Genomic DNA, 17326 nt, shown 5'->3' with positions numbered 1-17326 from the left:
TAGCGACGACGGTTCCGGATGGGTCGCGCGGCGGACCCGACGCACAGGTTGCCGGATCGAACAGGGGTCCGGAGGCTCCCGCATATACGCTCCTGCCCTGGGCAAGTACGCTCAGCGCAATCTCAATGGTCGGGCAGCCGAAGGCGGAGGAAGAAACGTGGTGCAGAGCGGCCCGGTCGGAGTTCCGGCCGGACTTCCGGTGGGCATCCCGCACACCCGCGACGGGCGTGACAGCCGTGATGTTCGTGACATTCGCGACAGTCAGAGTCCGCGCACGGCGCCGCCCGCCTCCTTCGGGCAGTCGGGCCCCGCGACGGTCCTGCTGGTCGAGGACGACGACGGCGACGCCCTGCTCGTCGAGGAGTACCTCGCGCTGAGCGACGCCGCGACCCAGGTGGTCAGGGCGAGCAATCTCGCCGAGGCGCTGGAGCTGCTGGCCCGCCGCGCCGCGCCCGAGTGCGTCCTGCTCGACCTGCACCTGCCCGACGCCTTCGGCGTGGACGCGGTGTCCCGGCTGCTGAAGGACGCGCCCGGCGCGGCCGTCGTGGTGCTGACCGGTCTGTCGGAGGAGGACGCCGGGCTCGCCGCGGTCGCCTCCGGCGCCCAGGAGTACCTGTCCAAGAGCGCCCTCGAACCCCAGTCGCTCAGCCGCGCCATCCGCTACGCCGTCCAGCGCAAGCAGATCGAGCGCGCGCACGTGGCGCTGCGCGAGAGCTCGATGCGGGCCGAGGAGAACGCCCGGCTGGAGCGCGGGCTGCTGCCCACCCCGCTGCTGCGCGGCGACGACTGGCAGGTGACCACCCGCTACCGGCCGGGGCGCGACCACGCGCTGCTCGGCGGCGACTTCTACGACGTCGTGCAGACCGAGGACGGCACGGTGCACGTCGTCATCGGCGACGTGTCGGGGCACGGCGCGGCCGAGGCGGCGCTGGGCGTGTGCCTGCGGGTCGCCTGGCGGTCCTTCGTCCTCGCCGGCACCCGCGGCGCCGAACTGCCCGGCATGCTGGAGCAGATGCTGGTCGCCGAGCGCGCGGGCGAACACGTCTTCGCCACCCTCAGCTCCCTGGAGTTCGCCCCCGACCGCACCACCGTCAAGATCGTCAGAGCCGGGCATCCGGGGGTGCTGCTGCGCCGCGGCGCCGACGTCCAGTGGTGGGAGCCGGCGTACGGGCCCGCGCTCGGGCTGCTGCCGGGGCAGGGCGTCTGGCCGGTGACGACCGAGACGCTGGACGGCGCGTCCGTGGTCCTGTTCACCGACGGCCTCTTCGAGTGGCGGTACGGCGACGGGCCGGAACGGCTCGGCGAGGACGGGCTGTTGGAGCTGGCCCGGAAGAACGGCGCACTGCCCGCGGAGGCGTTCGTCGACGCCTTGATCAACGCGGCCGAGACGGCGACGGCGGGGCGCGGCGGTCTCGAGGACGACGCGGCCGTGATGCACGCGGGATGGCGGGCGAGGTCATGACGGAACACCCGCCCGTCCCGGGGCCCGGTTCGGAGCCGACGCAACCCACGGCGCCCGCGCCGGAGCCGACGCCTCAAGCCGCTGCCGGGGCCGCGCCCGCTTCAGGGACCGCGCCCGCTCCCGAGACCGCGCCCGTCGCCCAGTCCACGCCCGATCCCACGCCAGTTCCGGAGTCCGCGTCCGTGCCGCATCCCCCGACCGACCCGCCGCCCGTGTCCGAGCCCGAGCCCGTATCCGAGCCTGAGGCCGTATCCGAGTCCGTATCCGAAGCCGGGCCCGTGTCCGAGAGCGCGCCCGTACCCGGGCCGCGGTCCGAGTCCGGTCCCGACGTCGATCCCGGCCCCGACGTCGAACGCGCTCCGGACATCGAACCCGCGCGGGATTCCGATCCCGCGCCCGACGTCGTGCCCGCCCCCGTACCCGCTCGCGGGCAGAAGGCCCCCCGGACGAGGTCCGGCTTCCGGCCGCGCGAGAAGGGCCGGATCACGGTCCAGGGCGCGTTCAACCTCGTGCTCGGCGGGATGACGCTGCTCGTCCTCGTCTTCGCGGTGATCGGCGCGCAACTGCTCGCGCACACCACGTCGATCTCCGACCACCTGGCCAACCGGGTGCAGCCCGCGCGGGTGGAGGGGGTGCGGTTGCAGACCGCGCTGCTGGACCAGGAGACCGGCGTGCGCGGCTATGTGCTCACCCATTCGACGGAATTCCTCCAGCCCTACACCGAGGGCCTCGCGGACCAGAAGACGATCACCGCCAGGCTGCGCCCGCTGATCAGCGGCAACAAGCGCGCCTCCGCCGACCTGCTGGCGCTGGAGGAGGCGGCCGACCGCTGGCGCACCACGTACGCGCTCCCGCTCATCGAGCACGCCCGCGAGGGCCTGCCCGCCTCCGCCGACACCTCGCTGCTGGACAGCAGCAAGCGGGGCTTCGACACCGTACGCACCCAGTTCACGATCCAGGACACGCACCTGAAGGAGGACCGGCAGCACAGTCAGGATCAGTTGCGGCGCGTGCGCAACGAACGCGACGCGGTGTTCCTGGCGATGCTGGCCTGCTTCCTGGTGGCCATGGTCTTCCTGGCGCTGCTCCTGCGCCGGATCGTCGGCCTGCCGCTGGGGCGGCTGCGCGACGACGCGCTGCGGGTCGCGGGCGGCGACTTCGACACCGGGATCGAGCCCAGCGGCCCGGCCGATCTGCGGGTGCTGGCCGAGGCCGTGGAGGCGATGCGCAGCGGTATCGCGGGCGCGCTGGCCGAGGCGCACGGCCAGCGCGGACTGCTGGCCGCCCAGGCGGCGGAGCTGACCGAGCAGGCCGAGGAACTGCGCCGCTCCAACGCCGAGTTGGAGCAGTTCGCCTATGTCGCCTCGCACGACCTCCAGGAGCCGCTGCGCAAGGTCGCGTCCTTCTGCCAGCTCCTGGAGAAGCGCTACCGGCACGCGCTGGACGAACGCGGCGTGCAGTACATCGACTTCGCGGTCGACGGCGCCAAGCGCATGCAGATCCTCATCAACGACCTGCTGGCCTTCTCGCGGGTGGGCCGGGCGCAGGACGACCACCGGCCGGTCCAGTTGGAGAACACGCTCGACCAGGCGCTGTACAACCTCGCGGAGCGGCTGGAGGAGTCCGGGGCGCGCGTCGAGCGGCCCGCCGTGCTGCCGGACACCGTCGGCGACGCGACGCTGCTGGCCCTGGTCTGGCAGAACCTGATCGGGAACGCGATCAAATTCCGTTCCCCCGACCGGCCGCCGGTGATCACGGTGGAGTCGGGAACCGCCCCCGACGGCACGCTCGTCTTCAGCGTCACCGACAACGGCATCGGCATCCAGGAGGAGTTCAGCGAGAAGGTCTTCGTGCTCTTCCAGCGGCTGCACAGCCGCAACACCTACGAGGGCACCGGCATCGGCCTCGCCATGTGCCGGAAGATCATCGAGCACCACGGCGGGCGCATCTCGGTGGACAACGAGTACACCGGCGGCACCCGCATCCGTTTCACGCTGCCCGCCGGGGCAGAAGAGTCACCTGACCAGGCGGCGGCGCCTGGCATCGAGGGAGCAGAGGGAGCACCGCGCGTATGAGTCAACCCGTACAGCCGATCGAGGTCCTGCTGGTCGAGGACGACGCGGGCGACGAGCTGATGACCCGGGAGGCGTTCGCCGACAACAGGATCGGCAACACCCTGCACGTGGTCCGCGACGGCGAGGAGGCGCTGGACTTCCTCTACCGGCGCGGCGCCCACCAGGACGCGGTGCGGCCCGACTTGATCCTGCTCGACCTCAACCTGCCGAAGTACGACGGGCGTCAGGTGCTCGAAATGATCAAGGGCGACCGGGACCTGGCCATGATCCCGGTGGTGGTGCTCACCACGTCCGCCACCGAGGAGGACATCCTCCGCAGCTACAAGCTGCACGCGAACGCGTATGTCACCAAGCCCGTCGACGTGGAGCAGTTCATCAGCGCGGTGCGGCAGATCGACGACTTCTTCCTGTCGGTGGTACGGCTGCCCGGCCGCTGAGCGGCCCGCGGGCGGCGCGTCCGCGCACGGTCCGTACGGCTCCGCGCGTCCACCTGTACGTCTCGCAACGCGTCTCGTCCGTCAGTACGGCCAGATCGGGGGGTCCGTGCAGAACGGGCCGCCGAGGTTGGCGTGCGCGGGATTGTCCGGGTCCAGCTCGCCCTGCTCGGCGATGAGCTTCGCGGCGAACGGCTCCGAGTCGTCCCGCGGTTCGTACCCGAGCGCGCGGGCGCCCGAAAGGTCCCACCACAGGCGGGTGTTGGCGGAGCTTCCGTAGACGACGGTGTGCCCCGTGGTCCCGGCGCTGAGCGCGGCGTGGAAGAGCCGGGCGCCGTCGGCCGGGCTCATCCAGACCGACAGCATGCGCACAGACGTGGGTTCGGGGAAGCAGGAGCCGATGCGTACGGAGACGGTGTCGATGCCGTGCAGGTCCGCGTAGAGCTGCGCCAGGTCCTCGCCGAAGCACTTGGAGAGCCCGTAGTAGGTGTCGGGGCGGCGCGGGGTGGTGATCGGGATCAGCGCCTCGTCCGGCACCGGGGAGCCCTGCGGCCGCGGGGTGAAGCCGACGGCGTGGTTGCTGGAGGCGAAGACGATCCGGCGGACGTTCTCCTCGCGGGCGGCCTCGTAGAGGTGGTAGGTGCCCTCGATGTTGCCGCGCAGGATCTTGTCGAAGGAGGACTCCAGCGAGATCCCGGCGAGGTGGATGATCGCGTCGACGCCGCGCACCGCCTCGCGCAGCGCGTCCCGGTCGGACAGGTCCGCGGTGATCACCCGCGTGCCGTCGGGCGCCCCCTCGACCGGACGGACGTCGAACAGCCGCAGGTCGTATCCGTACGACGGCAGCAGGCCGCGCATGAGGGTGCCGAGGCCGCCTGCGGCGCCGGTGAGCAGGACGGTGCGGGGAGCGGGCATACGGGGTCTCCGTGTCTGGCGGGGGCTTCGCTGACCTCAGGGGTCACTGTAGACGGCTGACATCCGCCGTGGGTATGTCCATGGACGACGTTCAGGTATGTGGACATTTCCTGGCGGATCACGCGGGCGGCGCGGGGGCTCTTGGAGGTGCCCGTCGGCTTGACCCGCCCAGGTCACCTCGCCTAGCGTGGCAGCGTTCATGAATATAGACATGGATCAGATGAGCGCACAGACTTCAGGGGGAACCCGATGACCTCACCCGCCCTCGCCGAGCGCCTCGACGGCCTGCTGTTCTTCCCCGTGACGGCCTTCGGCCCGGACGGCGCTCTCGACCTCGACGCGTTCCGCGCGCATGTGCGCGCCGGGGTGGAGGCGGGCGCCGCCGCCGTCTTCGCGTGCTGCGGCACGGGCGAGTTCCACGCGCTGTCCCCCGAGGAGTTCCGCGCGTGCGTCGCGGCGGCGGTGGACGAGGTCGCGGGGCGGGTGCCGGTGGTGGCCGGGGCCGGATACGGGACCGCGCTCGCCGTCCAGTACGCCCGGCTCGCCGAGGAGGCGGGCGCCGACGGCCTGCTCGCCATGCCGCCCTACCTCGTCGTCCCCGGCCAGGAGGGCATGCTGCGGCACTACGCGGCGCTCGCCGCGGGCACCGGCCTCGATGTCATCGTGTACCAGCGCGACAACGCTGTCTTCACCCCCGAGACGGTCGTCGAACTCGCCAAGGTGCCCAACATCATCGGCCTCAAGGACGGCCTCGGCGACCTCGACCTGATGCAGCGGATCATCAGCGCGGTCCGCACCGAACTCCCCGGCCAGGACTTCCTCTACTTCAACGGCCTGCCCACCGCGGAACTCACCGGCCTCGCCTACCGCGGCATCGGCGTACTCCTCTACTCCTCCGCGGTCTTCGCCTTCTCGCCCGAGATCGCCCTCGCCTTCCACAAGGCGCTCACCACCGGCGACGACGCCACCGTCAACACGCTGATCGACGGCTTCTACCGCCCGCTGGTCAACCTCCGCAACCAGGGCCGGGGTTACGCCGTCTCGCTGGTCAAGGCGGGGGTCCGGATGCGCGGCCTGGACGTCGGCGAGGTCCGCCCGCCGCTGTCGGAGCCGTCCGCCGCGCACGTCAAGGAACTGGCCGACCTGATCGAGCAGGGCCTCGCGCTGCTCGGCGACCGCTGAACGGGCCCCGGACATGCCGACCATGAGGACTTCCGCCTTCGTCTACCCCTGGGACGTCGTGGGCGACCCCGAGGCGGCCGAACGGATCGCCGCCCTCGGCGTCCAGCAGGTCACCCTCGCCTCCGCCTACCACTCCACCCGCGCGCTGACCCCCCGTCACCCCCGGCACCGGATCGTCACCGCGGAACACTCCGCCGTGCTCTACCCGCCCGACGAACAGCGCTGGGAGGGAAGGGAGTTGCGGCCCTACCCGGCCGGGAGCTGGGCGAGGGGCGGGGTCGGGTCCGGGTTCGGGTCCGGGGACAGGGGCGGGTCCGGGTTCGGGGCCGGGGTCGGGGCCGGGGATTTCGACCGGGACGGCGGCGGGGACGCCTTCGGTACGGCGGCCCGCGCGCTGGCGGCCGCCGGGCTCGACGTCCACACCTGGGTCGTGCTCGCCCACAACTCCCGCCTCGGCGCCGAGCATCCGGCCACCTCGGTGGTCAACGCCTACGGCGACCGCTACCCGTGGGCGCCCTGCATCGCCCAACCGGCCGTCCGTACCTACCTGGTGGACCTCGCGGCAGAGGCCGCCGTACGCCCCGGCGCTGGCGGCACCGAACTGGAGTCCCTGGGCTGGTACGGCCTCGCCCACCTGCACGCCCACGACAAGATCGCCGGGGTGCCGCTCGGCGACGCCGCCCAGTACCTGATGTCGCTGTGCTTCTGCGCGCACTGCCGGGACGGCTACGCCGGGCTCGGCGCCGAGCCCGCCGACGTGGCCGCCGCCGTCCGCCGCGCGCTGGCACCCGTCTTCGAGGGGGACGCCCCGGGCGACGCCGCCGGGCTCCCGGCGATCGAGAGGCTGCTCGGCGCGGAGTTGACGGCGCTCACCCTCACCTGGCGTACGCAGACGGCCGGTTCGCTCCAGGAGCGGGCCGTGGCCGCCGTACGGGCCGCCGCCGCGCCCGGCTTCCAGGTGCTGATGCACGCCGACCCGGCGCCGTACCGCTGCGGCGCCAACGCGGGCGTGGAACCGGCCCGCGTCCTGGCCCACGCCGACGGGCTCGTCCTGCCCTGCGCCGGCGGTCCGGCCGCCCGCGAGGCGATGCTGACCCCGCTCGCGCCGCACCGCCGCGAAGGCACCGTACTGGCGGCGAACCTCACCGTCGTCTCCGGCATGGGCGGCAGCCCCGGCACGCTCGCCGAGGACGCCGCGCACGCCGCCGCGCTCGGCGCCACCGAACTGCGCCTGTACCACGCGGGCCTGGCCTCGGACGCCGACCTGAGGGCCGTACGGTCGGCGCTGGCCTGAGGCGCGGAGCCTTCGCGGGCGCGCGTTGACGGCACGCGCCGACGACGGGCCCGCGCGGCGCGGGCCCGCCGGGGGCGGGCGGGAGCACGAGACGGGCCGGGGCGCGGCGATCATGGGGGTACCGCCGCGCCCCGGAGCGTCACCCTCAGGTGAGGCGGGAGGGCTGTGCGTACTCAAGTCGCCACCGGGGCACCGGAGGTTGCCGCGTATGACGCGAATATTTCCGGCGGGCTACGGGAGCCGTCCGGTCAGAATCCGCCGTCGACCGACGACGTGCCGTCGGGCCCGGTCCAGCGGGCGGTGTACGTGTCGCCGCCGGTGGCGCGGGCGCCCGCCGCGTGGTTGAACTGGCCCGAGAACGTGTACGTGCCGGGCGCCAGCGTGTTGTTCGCGTCGAGCGTCCAGCGGTAGACCAGCTCCGCGCCCTCCACGGTCACCGTGGGGTTCGTGCCGCCCGAGACGGAGGTCCACGAACCGGTGCTGCTGACGCCTTCGGTACGGGCCACGCGCAGTTCGACGCTGAGCGACGTGAGCGGCTTGCCGGTGGTCAGCACCACATCGCTCTGCGTCCAGTAGTCGTTGCTCGCGCTGTCCACCGAACCCCGCGCGGTCAGCGTGCCGTTCCGCGCGGTCTCGACCGAGCCCGGCGCGCCGCCGTCGATGCCCGAGGTGGTGGCCGCCGACGACGGGGGAGTGCCGGTGGGGGAGGACGCGCCGCCGGACGGCGTGCCCGTGGGACGCGTACCGCCGGTGCCGCCGTGGCGGCCGGACGGGTGCGACGACGCGGCCGGTGAACGCGGCTGCGCGGCGGGGGAGTCGGTGCCGACCGGGCTGGAGGTCGCGGAGTGCGTGACGCCGGGCCCGCCGGAGGTCACCACGGACTGCGTCGGCTCGCCGTTGCCGGTCACAGCGCCGACCGCGAGGCCGCCGAGGCCGATCGCGCCCGCGACGGCCGCCGTCACCGCGGCGATCCGCATCCACGGCGCCCCGGTCCCGCCGCCGTGCCCGTCGGACCGCCCGCCGGTGCGCGGCGGCTCCGCCATCCCGTGCCCGGCCATGTCGCGTTCCGCCATGCCCTGTTCGACCCGCGCCAGCATCCGCTCCCGGTCCGGCCGGTGGGACCCGGCCGCGTCCCGCAGCCGTTCCGGCAGCTCGGCCCTGTCGGTCCTGTCGGCCATCACACTCCCCGTCCCGTACGAGTACGAGCCGCAGGACCCGCCGCACCCATGATGCGCGCCGCGCCGGGGCCGGTGACGACCGGGCCCGCGGCGCCGGGGACGGCGGGGCCGGGAACAGGGCCCGCACCGCCGGGGGCGCCCGCGCCCGGCACCGTACCCGCGCCCGGCACCGTAGCGGCACCCGGCGCCGCACCGGCACTTGGCACCGCACCGGCACTTGGCACCGCCCGCACCCCGTCGCCCGCGGCCGGGTCCGGCTCGGCGCCGCCCGTCCGCGGCGCCAGCAGCCGCTCCAACTCCGCGACGCCGCGCGACGTCTGGCTCTTCACCGTACCCACCGAGATGCCGAGCACCGCCGCCGTGTCCCGCTCCGACAGGTCGAACGCGTGCCGCAGCACCACGCACGCCCGCTTGCGGAACGGCAGCCGCTGCAACGCCTCACGCACGTCGAGCACCGCCGGCACGTCGGGACCGTCGGTCCGGTCCTGCGGCTGCGACCAGAACAGCGCGATACGCCGCCGCTCCCGTACCGCGCTGCGAATGCGCGAGCGGGCCAGATTGGTCACCACACCGCGGGCGTACGCGACCGGGTGGTCGGCCGCCCGCACCCGGTCCCAGTGCCGCCACATGGCGACCAGGGCGTCGGCCGCGAGATCGTCGGCCGCGTCCGCCTCACCGGTCAACAGGTGTGCCAGACGCGCCAGTTCCGCGTAGTGCTGCTCGAAGAACGCGTGGAAATCAGCGGCGGCGTCGGCGTCGTCGCCGATGGCTGTGCCCACGGTCACCTCTTCCTGCCCGGACCTCCCCGCCACGGCGCGGCGTGAGCGTAGCAGCGGTGGAAGGCCATGGGCAGAGGTCGGGAAACAGCACTTCGGCGACGGGCGGCGAACCCCGGATCAGCAGGCCGACTGACGGCTCGTCATGTCAGGGCGCAGCGCTGTACCCGGGTGACGATCTCCAGGTCGAAGGGGGCGCCGGAGGTCTCGGGACGGGACGTCAGATAGTCCCTGATCCGCCCCACCAGCGCCTCGCGCTCGGCGGGTTCGAGCACCAGGACGTGGGAGTGGGTGGCGACGGTGGCCAGCAGCGAGTCGACCGTCTGCGGCTGCCGGTGCGGGAACTCGCCGTGTTCGACGGGCGTGAAGCCGGTGTGCCGGTCGATGCCCTTGCCCGGCCGCCAGTCGATGTACGACACCCGGCTCGCCGTCACCGTGTTGAGCCCGGCGATCCACTCCACCCGGTCGTCGTCGGTGTTCCACAGCGCGCCCAGCGTGCCGCCGGGCCGCAGCACCCGCGCGATCTCCGGCATCGCCCGCTCCTGGTCGAACCAGTGGAACGCCTGCCCCACCACGACCGCGTCCACCGAGGCGTCCGCCAGCGGGATCGCCTCCGCGCCGCCCGCCAGCGCCGTCACCGACGGCAGCAGCCGCTCCAACTCCGCGCGCATGCCGGGGTCCGGGTCCACGGCGGTGACCCGGTGGCCGAGCGCCACCAGCGACTGGCTCAGCTTGCCGGTGCCCGCGCCGAGGTCCAGCACGTCGAGCGTGCCGCGCTCGTCGTCGGTCGCGTGCAGCGCCCACCGCACGCCCGCCACCGGGTAGTCGGGCCGGTGCGCGGCATAGGCGGCGGCCTCGGCGCCGAAGGAGGAGGCCCGGCGGGCGAACATCTGGGTATCGGATTCGCGCATGCCGCCGACCCTACGACGCCGACCCTACGACGCCGACCCTACGACGCCGGCCGTACGACCGTCAGAGGCGGCGCGTGGCGAGCAGCAGCCGGTCCCGCGCGTCGAAGAGCGTGTCCTTGATCATCTGCTCGTGCCCAGGGGTCAGCCGGGCCACCGGCACCGAGCAGCTCACCGCGTCCCGCGCGGGCGTGCGGTACGGGATCGCGATCCCGAAGCAGCGCAGCCCGAGGGTGTTCTCCTCGCGGTCGACGGAGTAGCCCTGTTCGCGGATCTGGGCCAGCTCCTCGATCAGCTTCTCGCGGTCGGTGTGGGTGTGCTCGGTCAGCGGCTCCAGCGTCTCCGGCAGCAGCTTGCGCACCTGCTCGTCGGTGTACGTGGCCAGCAGCGCCTTGCCGAGCGAGGTGGAGTGCGCGGGCAGCCTGCGCCCGACCCGGGTGAACGGCCGCAGGTAGTGCTGCGACTGCCGGGTGGCCAGGTAGACCACGTTGGTGCCGTCGAGGCGCGCGAGGTGGATGGTCTCGCTGGTGTCGTCGGACAGCCGGTCGAGCGTGGGCCGGGCGGCGGCCACCACCTCGTCACCGTCGATGTACGAGGTGCCGACCAGCAGCGCGCGCACGCCGATGCCGTACCGCGTACCGGTGGCGTCCGTCTCGATCCAGCCGAGGTCGACCAGGGTGCGCAGCAGCATGTACAGGCTGGACTTCGGGTACCCCACCGACTCCTGCACGGCGGCCAGGCTGTGCATGCCGGGGCGGCCCGCGAAGAACTCCAGCAGTTCCACCGTGCGGACCGCGGACTTGACCTGGGAACCGGCTCCCTCGGCAACAGCCATCGCGTACGACCCCTCTAAGACGTTCGTGGTGCTCGTTCAGTCGTGCTCGTGTGTGGTGCGTGTTCGTCGTGTCTGTCTGTCGTGCTCGGTTGTCGTGACCGTTTGTCGTGCGTGCACGTCGTGCGTCACGTCGTTGCGTGTCCGTCGTGCGTGTTCGTGCGCGCGCCGTGCCCGGTGCCCGCCTTGTCCGGCCGGGCCCGTGGACGTAGGCTCCGGACGATCGGTGATTCATATCTGAAGACGTTGTTCAGTATAGAGAACGACGCCGTCGTGCAGTACGGAAATGTGGAGGTTCTTCCGGTGGCAGTACCAGTCTGGAGCGTCGACCCCCGAACCGGGAAGCAGCGGGAGCAGGTCGCGGTGGAGGCCACGGCCGACGAGGTCGACGCCGCCGTGCGCGCGGCGGCGACCGCCGTTCCCGCGCTCGCCGACCGCAGCGTACGCTCCCGCCTGCTGCGCGGCGCCGCCGGGCTGCTGGAGGACGAGGGCGCGGCGGTCATCGCGGCGGCCGACGCCGAGACCGCGCTCGGGCTGCCCCGCCTCACCGGTGAACTCGCCCGCACCGCCTATCAGTTGCGCGCGTTCGCGGATGTGGTCGACGAGGGCGGCTATCTGGACGTGATCATCGACCACGCCGATCCGGCGGCCCAGCCCGTCCCGCGCCCCGATCTGCGCCGCTACAAGATCCCGCTCGGCGTCGTCGCCGTCTACGCGGCCAGCAACTTCCCGCTCGCCTTCTCCGTACCCGGCGGCGACACCGCCAGCGCGCTCGCGGCCGGGTGCCCGGTCGTGGTCAAGGCGCACCCCGACCACCCCGCCACCTCCGCGCTCTGCGCCGACATCCTGCGCCGCGCCGCCGTCGCCGCGGGCCTGCCCGCCGACACCGTCGTCCTGCTGCACGGCTTCGAGGCCGGGGTCGAGCTGGTCAAGCACCCGCTGGTGGCCGCGGCCGGCTTCACCGGCTCGGTCCCCGGCGGACGCGCCCTCTACGACGCCGCCGCCGCACGACCGCGCCCGATCCCCTTCCACGGCGAACTGGGCAGCCTCAACCCGGTCGTCGTCACCGAGGCCGCGGCGGCCGAGCGCGCCGAGCAGATCGGCACCGGGCTCGCCGGTTCCTTCACCCTGGGCGTCGGCCAGTTCTGCACCAAGCCGGGCCTCGTCCTGGCCCCCGGCGGCGAGCACGGCGACCGGCTGGTGGCCGCGCTCACCGGCGCCGCCTCGGACGCGGGCCCCGGTGTGCTCCTCGACGCCCGCATGCGCGACAACTTCCTCAAGGGCGTCGCCGCCCGCGCCGCCCTGCCCGGCGTCGAGACCCCCGTCACCGCGGGCGACGGCGGCGAGCACGCGGTGCGGCCCGGCTTCGTCACCGTCGCCGCGGCCGACCTCACCGAGCAGGGCGCGTACGACCTGCTCCTCGAGGAGTGCTTCGGGCCGCTGACCGTCGTCGTACGGTACGGGTCCGCCGCCGAACTGGTCGCCGTGCTCGACCGGCTGCCGGGCAGTCTCACGGCGACCGCGCACCTCGGTTCGGAGGAGGCCGGGCAGCCCGGCGGCGAGGCGGCGGCGCTGCTGGCCCGGCTCACCGGCCTGGCCGGGCGCGTCCTGGTCAACGGCTGGCCGACCGGTGTCGCGGTGGCCCCCGCCCAGCACCACGGCGGCCCCTACCCGGCCACCACCTCGACCTCCACCTCCGTCGGCGGCACCGCCATCGAGCGCTGGCTGCGGCCGGTGGCGTACCAGGACACCCCGCCCGCGCTGCTGCCGCCCGAGCTGGCCGACGCCAACCCGTTGGGCGTCCCGCGCCGGGTCGACGGCGTCCTGGTCAGGTGATCCCCGGGGGCGCGGCCGTACGGCGCCCCGGGCCGGACTGACCCCGAGGTCCCGTCCGGTGCCGCCGGACGGGACCTCGGGGCATGTCCTAGGGCGCGTCCGTGAGATGGGCCAGGAGGACGGGGACGTGGCTGTGCTCCGGGTCCTTCACCGCCGTCAGCAAGGTGACGCTCCCGGCGCGCGCCTGCTCGCGCAGCCGCTGGGTGGCGGGGACCTGCTCGGGACCCGCCAACTCGGCCCGGTAGCGCCGCGCGAAGTCCGCGTGGCGGTCCGGGTGGGCGTGGTACCAGGTGCGCAGCTCGGCCGACGGCGTGAGCACCTTGCACCAGTCGTCCACCGCCGCCCGCTCCTTGGACACCCCGCGCGGCCACAGCCGGTCGACCAGCACGCGCAGGCCGTCCCCGGCGTCCACGTCGTCGTAGATCCGCCGCACCCGGAAACCCGTCGCCGCGCCCGCGTCCTTCGCCATCCCGTCCGCCTCTCCGCTCCGTCTCACTCCTTCCAGTCCACGCCTCCGGCCGCCGATCCGCCACCGCGTCGGGACCGGGCGGTCTTGTCGGGGTCGGGCCGCCCGGTCGGTCGCGGGACACCGGGTCAGGAGTCGGCCGGGCGGCCGGGGCGCAGGGCCGCCGCCGTGGCGACGGCGGTGACGGTCAGCAGGGCGGCGGCCAGCAGGAGGCAGACGCGCATGCCGGACAGGAAGCGGTCCCGGTCCGCGACCAGCGCGCCGAAGGCGGCCACGCTCAGGGCGCCCGCGATCTGGCGGCCCGCGTTGAGCACCCCGGCCGCCAGCCCGGCGCGGTCGGCGGGGGTCGCGTCCAGCAGCGCGGCGGTCAGCGGCGGTACGGCGAGCGCGCCGCCGAGGCCGAGCGGCACCATGACGACCGCGAGCAGTGCGGCCGGGGTGCGGGCGGTGACCGGCAGCAGCACCAACAGCCCGGCGACCATGAGGAGTTGACCGGCGAGCATGGGCAGCCGGGCGCCGACGGGGGCACCTCCCGCCGAAGGCGGGGAGAGGGCGGACAGCCTGCCCGAGACGATGTTGACGGCGGGGATCAGCGCCGTCATGGGCAGGAACATGAGCCCGGCGCCGAGCGGTGACTGGTCGCGCACCTGCTGGAAGAAGAGGCTGAGCACGAAGATCATCCCGTAGAAGGCGAAGCTCAGCGCGGCGCCCACCGCCACACAGACCGCGACCGTACGGTCCCTGAACAGGCCGAGCGGCACCACCGGATGCGCGCTGCGCGCCTCGATCAGGAAGAAACCGGCGAGGACGGCCACCGCGACGGCCGCCGCCACCAGCCCGAGCCCGCCGCCCTCGATGACCGCGAAGGTCAGCGCGGCCAGCCCCAGCACCGCCGTGAGCTGCCCCGGCACGTCCAGCGGCGCGGGCCTTCGCGGCGAGCGGGGCGTCCGCGCCAGCAGCACGGCGGCGAGCAGGCCGACCGGCAGGTTGATGAAGAAGATGGCGCGCCAGGACCACGCCGAGGTGAGGGCGCCGCCCGCGACGGGCCCGAGTGCCACGGCCGAGGCGCCGCCCGCCGCCCACAGGGCGATGGCGCGGGCCCTGCCGATCCTGCCGGACGCCGCGCCGGACGGATGCGGGGTGGACCCGGCGTCCGGATACGCCTGCCGCACCAGGGCGAGCGAGGCGGGCAGCATCACCGAGGCGGCCGTGCCCTGCACCACGCGGGTGCCGATCAGTACGCCGAGGCCGGGCGCGAGACCGCACGCGGCCGACGCGGCGGTGAAGACCGCCATGCCCGCGCCGAAGGCGCGCCCGGCGCCGATCCGGTCCGACAGCGCCCCGGTGGAGAGCATGAAGGCGGCGAAGACCAGCGTGTAGCCGTCCACGACCCACTGGAGCGCGGCGAGGCCGCCGTGCAGATCGGTGCCGATGGACGGCAGGGCGACCGTCACGACCGAGGCGTCCAGGGTGATCACGAAGAAGCCGAGCAGGGCGGCGGCCAGGGTGCGGCCGGGCGAGGGTACGGGCGCGGACGAGGGCGCGGGTGCGGGTGCGGGCGCGGGTGCGGCGACGGGTTTCCGGGCGGCGGGCGGGGCCGCACAGTCCGGACCGGAGAGACGCGGAGACATGCGATCAGCGTGGCCGCGGCCGTCGCCGTACAGTAGTGGCCTGAATGCCACGGTCCCGGAGGTTCTGGCCATGCCCTTCACGTGTCCCCGCCCGCACCGGGTCGCGGTGATCGCCGCGCGGCCGGTGTCGATGTTCAACCTCGCCGTGCCGGAGATGCTGTTCGGCAAGGTCCGGGTGGACGGCGGGCCCGGCTACGAGGTGGAGTTGTGCACGTCTGACCCCGGCAGCGTCGGGACCGGCGGCGGGGCCGAGCTGGTGATCGGGCAGGGTCTGGACGCGGTGGAGCGCGCCGACACGGTGGTCGTGGCCGGGACCGGGTCGCGGGAGGACCCGGACCCGCGTGTCGTGGCCGTCCTGCGGCAGGCGGCGCGGGCGGGCAAGCGGGTGGCGTCCATCTGCACGGGCGCCTTCCTGCTCGCCGAGGCCGGACTGCTCGACGGCCGCCAGGCCACCACGTACTGGGAGTACACCGGCCAACTCGCCGCGCGTTACCCGGCGGTGGTCATGGAGCCCGACGTCCTCTTCGTCCAGGACGGCCAGATGCTGACGTCCTCCGGTTACGCGGCGGGCATCGACCTGTGCCTGCACATCATCCGCACCGACTACGGCGCGGCCGTCGCCAACACGGTGGCCCGGCTGGCGCTGGTCGCGCCCGTACGCCACGGCGGGCAGGCGCAGTTCACCGACACCCCGCTGCCCGCGGAGACCGGCACGTCGCTCGCCGCGACCCGCGCCTGGGCGATGACCCGGCTCGACGCGCCGCTCACCCTCACCGACCTCGCCCGGCACGCGGCCGTCAGCGTCCGCACCCTCAGCCGCCGCTTCCACGCCGAGACCGGACTCAGCCCGCTCCAGTGGCTGCTGCACCAACGCGTCGAGCGGGCCAAGGAGTTGCTGGAGACCACGACCCTGCCCGTCGACCAGGTCGCCCGCGCCAGCGGTCTCGGCACCGCCGACTCGCTGCGGCAGCACCTGCTGCGCAGGGCCGGGCTGACGCCGAGCGACTACCGCGCGACGTTCACCCGCCTGACGACGGCCTGACCTCTGGCCGGTGGGCGGCGGCGCTTCTCGCCGGTCCGGGGCGTCCGGCGGCGGCGCCCTTCGCCGGTCCGGGCCGTACGACCGTACGACCGGCGGCCGTACGACCCGTGACCGCCGGGTGCCTCGTACAGTGCGGTGCATGGGTGAACGCGACGTGCTGCACATCAAGGGACGGGTGCTGGTCGGGCCCGACGAGGTCAGGGACGAGCTGTGGGTGGTCGGCGGGCGGATCAGCTACGACCGCCCGGCAGCGGCTCCGGCCGCGACCGTCACCGGCTGGACCCTGCCGGGACTGGTCGACGCGCACTGCCACGTGGGACTCGACGCGCACGGCGCCGTCGACCGCGACACCGCGGAGAAGCAGGCGCTCACCGACCGGGAGGCCGGCGCGCTGCTGCTGCGCGACGCGGGCTCGCCGAGCGACACCCGCTGGACCGACGACCGCGCCGACCTGCCCAAGATCATCAGGGCGGGCCGCCACATCGCCCGCACCCGCCGGTACATCCGCAACTACGCCCACGAGATCGAGCCCGGCGACCTGACCGCGTACGTACGCCGCGAGGCGCGTCGCGGCGACGGCTGGGTGAAGCTGGTCGGCGACTGGATCGACCGGGAGGCGGGCGACCTCGCGGCGTGCTGGCCGAAGGACGCGCTCACCGAGGCCATCGCCGCCGCGCACGAGGAAGGCGCCCGCGTCACCGCGCACTGCTTCGCCGAGGACTCGCTCGCCGACCTCGTCGCCGCGGGCATCGACTGCGTCGAGCACGCCACCGGACTCACCGAGGACACCATCCCGCTCTTCGCGGAACACGGCGTCGCCATCGTCCCCACCCTGGTCAACATCGCCACCTTCCCCGCCCTGGCCGCGGGCGGCGAGGCCAAATTCCCGCGCTGGGCCGACCACTTGCGACGGCTGCACGCCCGCCGCCACGACACCGTGCGCGCCGCGTACGACGCCGGTATCGCCGTCTACGCCGGTACGGACGCGGGCGGCAGCCTCGCCCACGGCCTGATCGCCGAGGAGGTCGCGGAGCTGGTCGCCGCCGGGCTGCCCGTCAACGCCGCGCTCTCCGCAACCACGTGGGGCGCCCGCCAATGGCTGGGCCGCGAAGGGCTCACCGAGGGCGCGCCCGCCGACCTGGTGGTCTACGAGAGCGATCCGCGCGCGGACGTACGGGTGCTGGCGGCGCCGCGGCGGATCGTGCTGCGCGGCACGGTCGTCGCCTGACGGACCGTCAAGCTCCCTCGGGACCTTTCGCGGTCACACCGTCCCGTTCGCCGCGCGCAGACGGTCG

At 74.0% G+C, this 17326-nt stretch carries 14 protein-coding genes and 1 pseudogene; 8 read left to right on the top strand and 7 right to left on the bottom strand.

Annotated elements, in window-relative coordinates; all coding sequences use genetic code 11:
- Nucleotides 1-250 precede the first annotated feature (250 nt).
- The 3 genes from ACIQCJ_RS34990 to ACIQCJ_RS34980 all read left to right on the top strand — a co-directional run bounded on the left by ACIQCJ_RS34990 (nt 251) and on the right by ACIQCJ_RS34980 (nt 3974).
- On the top strand, nt 251-1462 hold the full coding sequence (locus ACIQCJ_RS34990) for a SpoIIE family protein phosphatase (protein ID WP_355334674.1): 1212 nt from the start codon (nt 251-253) through the stop codon (nt 1460-1462).
- A gap of 278 nt (nt 1463-1740) precedes the next feature.
- A complete protein-coding gene (locus ACIQCJ_RS34985) occupies nt 1741-3537 on the top strand; it encodes an ATP-binding protein (RefSeq protein ID WP_402713868.1) in 1797 nt (598 codons plus the stop codon).
- Nucleotides 3534-3974, top strand: a complete 441-nt coding sequence (locus ACIQCJ_RS34980; protein ID WP_355333804.1) for a response regulator — start codon at nt 3534-3536, stop codon at nt 3972-3974. Before ACIQCJ_RS34985 ends, ACIQCJ_RS34980 begins: the two co-directional genes overlap by 4 nt.
- Before the next feature lie 81 nt (nt 3975-4055).
- Here ACIQCJ_RS34980 and ACIQCJ_RS34975 read toward each other — a convergent pair whose 3' ends face one another.
- On the bottom strand, nt 4056-4886 hold the full coding sequence (locus ACIQCJ_RS34975) for an NAD-dependent epimerase/dehydratase family protein (protein ID WP_391159679.1): 831 nt from the start codon (nt 4884-4886) through the stop codon (nt 4056-4058).
- A 249-nt stretch (nt 4887-5135) separates the two neighbouring features.
- On the opposite strand from ACIQCJ_RS34975, the gene ACIQCJ_RS34970 reads away from it, so the two are divergent.
- Both ACIQCJ_RS34970 and ACIQCJ_RS34965 read left to right on the top strand, forming a co-directional pair.
- Nucleotides 5136-6068 (top strand): 5-dehydro-4-deoxyglucarate dehydratase, encoded by a 933-nt coding sequence (locus ACIQCJ_RS34970; RefSeq protein WP_401714607.1) that lies wholly within the window; start codon nt 5136-5138, stop codon nt 6066-6068.
- 22 nt (nt 6069-6090) lie between these two features.
- Nucleotides 6091-7362, top strand: a complete 1272-nt coding sequence (locus ACIQCJ_RS34965; RefSeq protein WP_402713865.1) for a hypothetical protein — start codon at nt 6091-6093, stop codon at nt 7360-7362.
- Nucleotides 7363-7610: 248 nt separating this feature from the next.
- Here ACIQCJ_RS34965 and ACIQCJ_RS34960 read toward each other — a convergent pair whose 3' ends face one another.
- The 4 genes and pseudogenes from ACIQCJ_RS34960 to ACIQCJ_RS34945 form a co-directional block, all read right to left on the bottom strand.
- Entirely contained in the window at nt 7611-8540 is a 930-nt protein-coding gene (locus ACIQCJ_RS34960; RefSeq protein ID WP_402713863.1) for a hypothetical protein, read from the bottom strand.
- A gap of 271 nt (nt 8541-8811) precedes the next feature.
- Nucleotides 8812-9319, bottom strand: a pseudogene (locus ACIQCJ_RS34955) (SigE family RNA polymerase sigma factor); the annotation flags it as partial.
- Nucleotides 9320-9459: 140 nt separating this feature from the next.
- On the bottom strand, nt 9460-10227 hold the full coding sequence (locus ACIQCJ_RS34950; RefSeq protein ID WP_402713861.1) for a class I SAM-dependent methyltransferase: 768 nt from the start codon (nt 10225-10227) through the stop codon (nt 9460-9462).
- A 61-nt stretch (nt 10228-10288) separates the two neighbouring features.
- On the bottom strand, nt 10289-11059 hold the full coding sequence (locus ACIQCJ_RS34945; protein ID WP_355333788.1) for an IclR family transcriptional regulator: 771 nt from the start codon (nt 11057-11059) through the stop codon (nt 10289-10291).
- A 300-nt stretch (nt 11060-11359) separates the two neighbouring features.
- On the opposite strand from ACIQCJ_RS34945, the gene ACIQCJ_RS34940 reads away from it, so the two are divergent.
- Nucleotides 11360-12892 (top strand): aldehyde dehydrogenase (NADP(+)), encoded by a 1533-nt coding sequence (locus ACIQCJ_RS34940; RefSeq protein WP_402713858.1) that lies wholly within the window; start codon nt 11360-11362, stop codon nt 12890-12892.
- An 88-nt stretch (nt 12893-12980) separates the two neighbouring features.
- On the opposite strand, the gene ACIQCJ_RS34935 is transcribed toward ACIQCJ_RS34940, so the two are convergent.
- Together ACIQCJ_RS34935 and ACIQCJ_RS34930 are read right to left on the bottom strand one after the other, a co-directional pair.
- Nucleotides 12981-13361, bottom strand: coding sequence for a DUF488 family protein (locus tag ACIQCJ_RS34935; protein ID WP_391044287.1), 381 nt, complete (start codon nt 13359-13361; stop codon nt 12981-12983).
- A gap of 125 nt (nt 13362-13486) precedes the next feature.
- Complete coding sequence (locus ACIQCJ_RS34930) at nt 13487-14989, bottom strand: MFS transporter (protein WP_402713856.1); 1503 nt, start codon at nt 14987-14989, stop codon at nt 13487-13489.
- A gap of 70 nt (nt 14990-15059) precedes the next feature.
- On the opposite strand from ACIQCJ_RS34930, the gene ACIQCJ_RS34925 reads away from it, so the two are divergent.
- Nucleotides 15060-16031 (top strand): helix-turn-helix domain-containing protein, encoded by a 972-nt coding sequence (locus tag ACIQCJ_RS34925; protein ID WP_355333782.1) that lies wholly within the window; start codon nt 15060-15062, stop codon nt 16029-16031.
- A gap of 139 nt (nt 16032-16170) precedes the next feature.
- Complete coding sequence (locus ACIQCJ_RS34920; protein WP_402713853.1) at nt 16171-17259, top strand: amidohydrolase family protein; 1089 nt, start codon at nt 16171-16173, stop codon at nt 17257-17259.
- Nucleotides 17260-17326 lie beyond the last annotated feature (67 nt).

The sequence above is a fragment of the Streptomyces sp. NPDC093221 genome, from assembly GCF_044753885.1.
Taxonomy (GTDB): domain Bacteria; phylum Actinomycetota; class Actinomycetes; order Streptomycetales; family Streptomycetaceae; genus Actinacidiphila.
The sequence above is the reverse complement of the archived record's forward strand: the minus strand, read 5'-3'. Positions and strand labels throughout refer to the sequence as shown.

Bases quoted from the DNA above. Each gene is read 5' to 3' on its own strand.
- ACIQCJ_RS34980 (WP_355333804.1), top strand. From the start codon at position 3,534: ATGAGTCAACCCGTACAGCCGATCGAGGTCCTGCTGGTCGAGGACGAC.
- ACIQCJ_RS34975 (WP_391159679.1), bottom strand. From the start codon at position 4,886: ATGCCCGCTCCCCGCACCGTCCTGCTCACCGGCGCCGCAGGCGGCCTC.
- ACIQCJ_RS34970 (WP_401714607.1), top strand. From the start codon at position 5,136: ATGACCTCACCCGCCCTCGCCGAGCGCCTCGACGGCCTGCTGTTCTTC.
- ACIQCJ_RS34965 (WP_402713865.1), top strand. From the start codon at position 6,091: ATGAGGACTTCCGCCTTCGTCTACCCCTGGGACGTCGTGGGCGACCCC.
- ACIQCJ_RS34960 (WP_402713863.1), bottom strand. From the start codon at position 8,540: ATGGCCGACAGGACCGACAGGGCCGAGCTGCCGGAACGGCTGCGGGAC.
- ACIQCJ_RS34950 (WP_402713861.1), bottom strand. From the start codon at position 10,227: ATGCGCGAATCCGATACCCAGATGTTCGCCCGCCGGGCCTCCTCCTTC.
- ACIQCJ_RS34945 (WP_355333788.1), bottom strand. From the start codon at position 11,059: ATGGCTGTTGCCGAGGGAGCCGGTTCCCAGGTCAAGTCCGCGGTCCGC.
- ACIQCJ_RS34935 (WP_391044287.1), bottom strand. From the start codon at position 13,361: ATGGCGAAGGACGCGGGCGCGGCGACGGGTTTCCGGGTGCGGCGGATC.
- ACIQCJ_RS34930 (WP_402713856.1), bottom strand. From the start codon at position 14,989: ATGTCTCCGCGTCTCTCCGGTCCGGACTGTGCGGCCCCGCCCGCCGCC.
- ACIQCJ_RS34925 (WP_355333782.1), top strand. From the start codon at position 15,060: ATGCCCTTCACGTGTCCCCGCCCGCACCGGGTCGCGGTGATCGCCGCG.
- ACIQCJ_RS34920 (WP_402713853.1), top strand. From the start codon at position 16,171: ATGGGTGAACGCGACGTGCTGCACATCAAGGGACGGGTGCTGGTCGGG.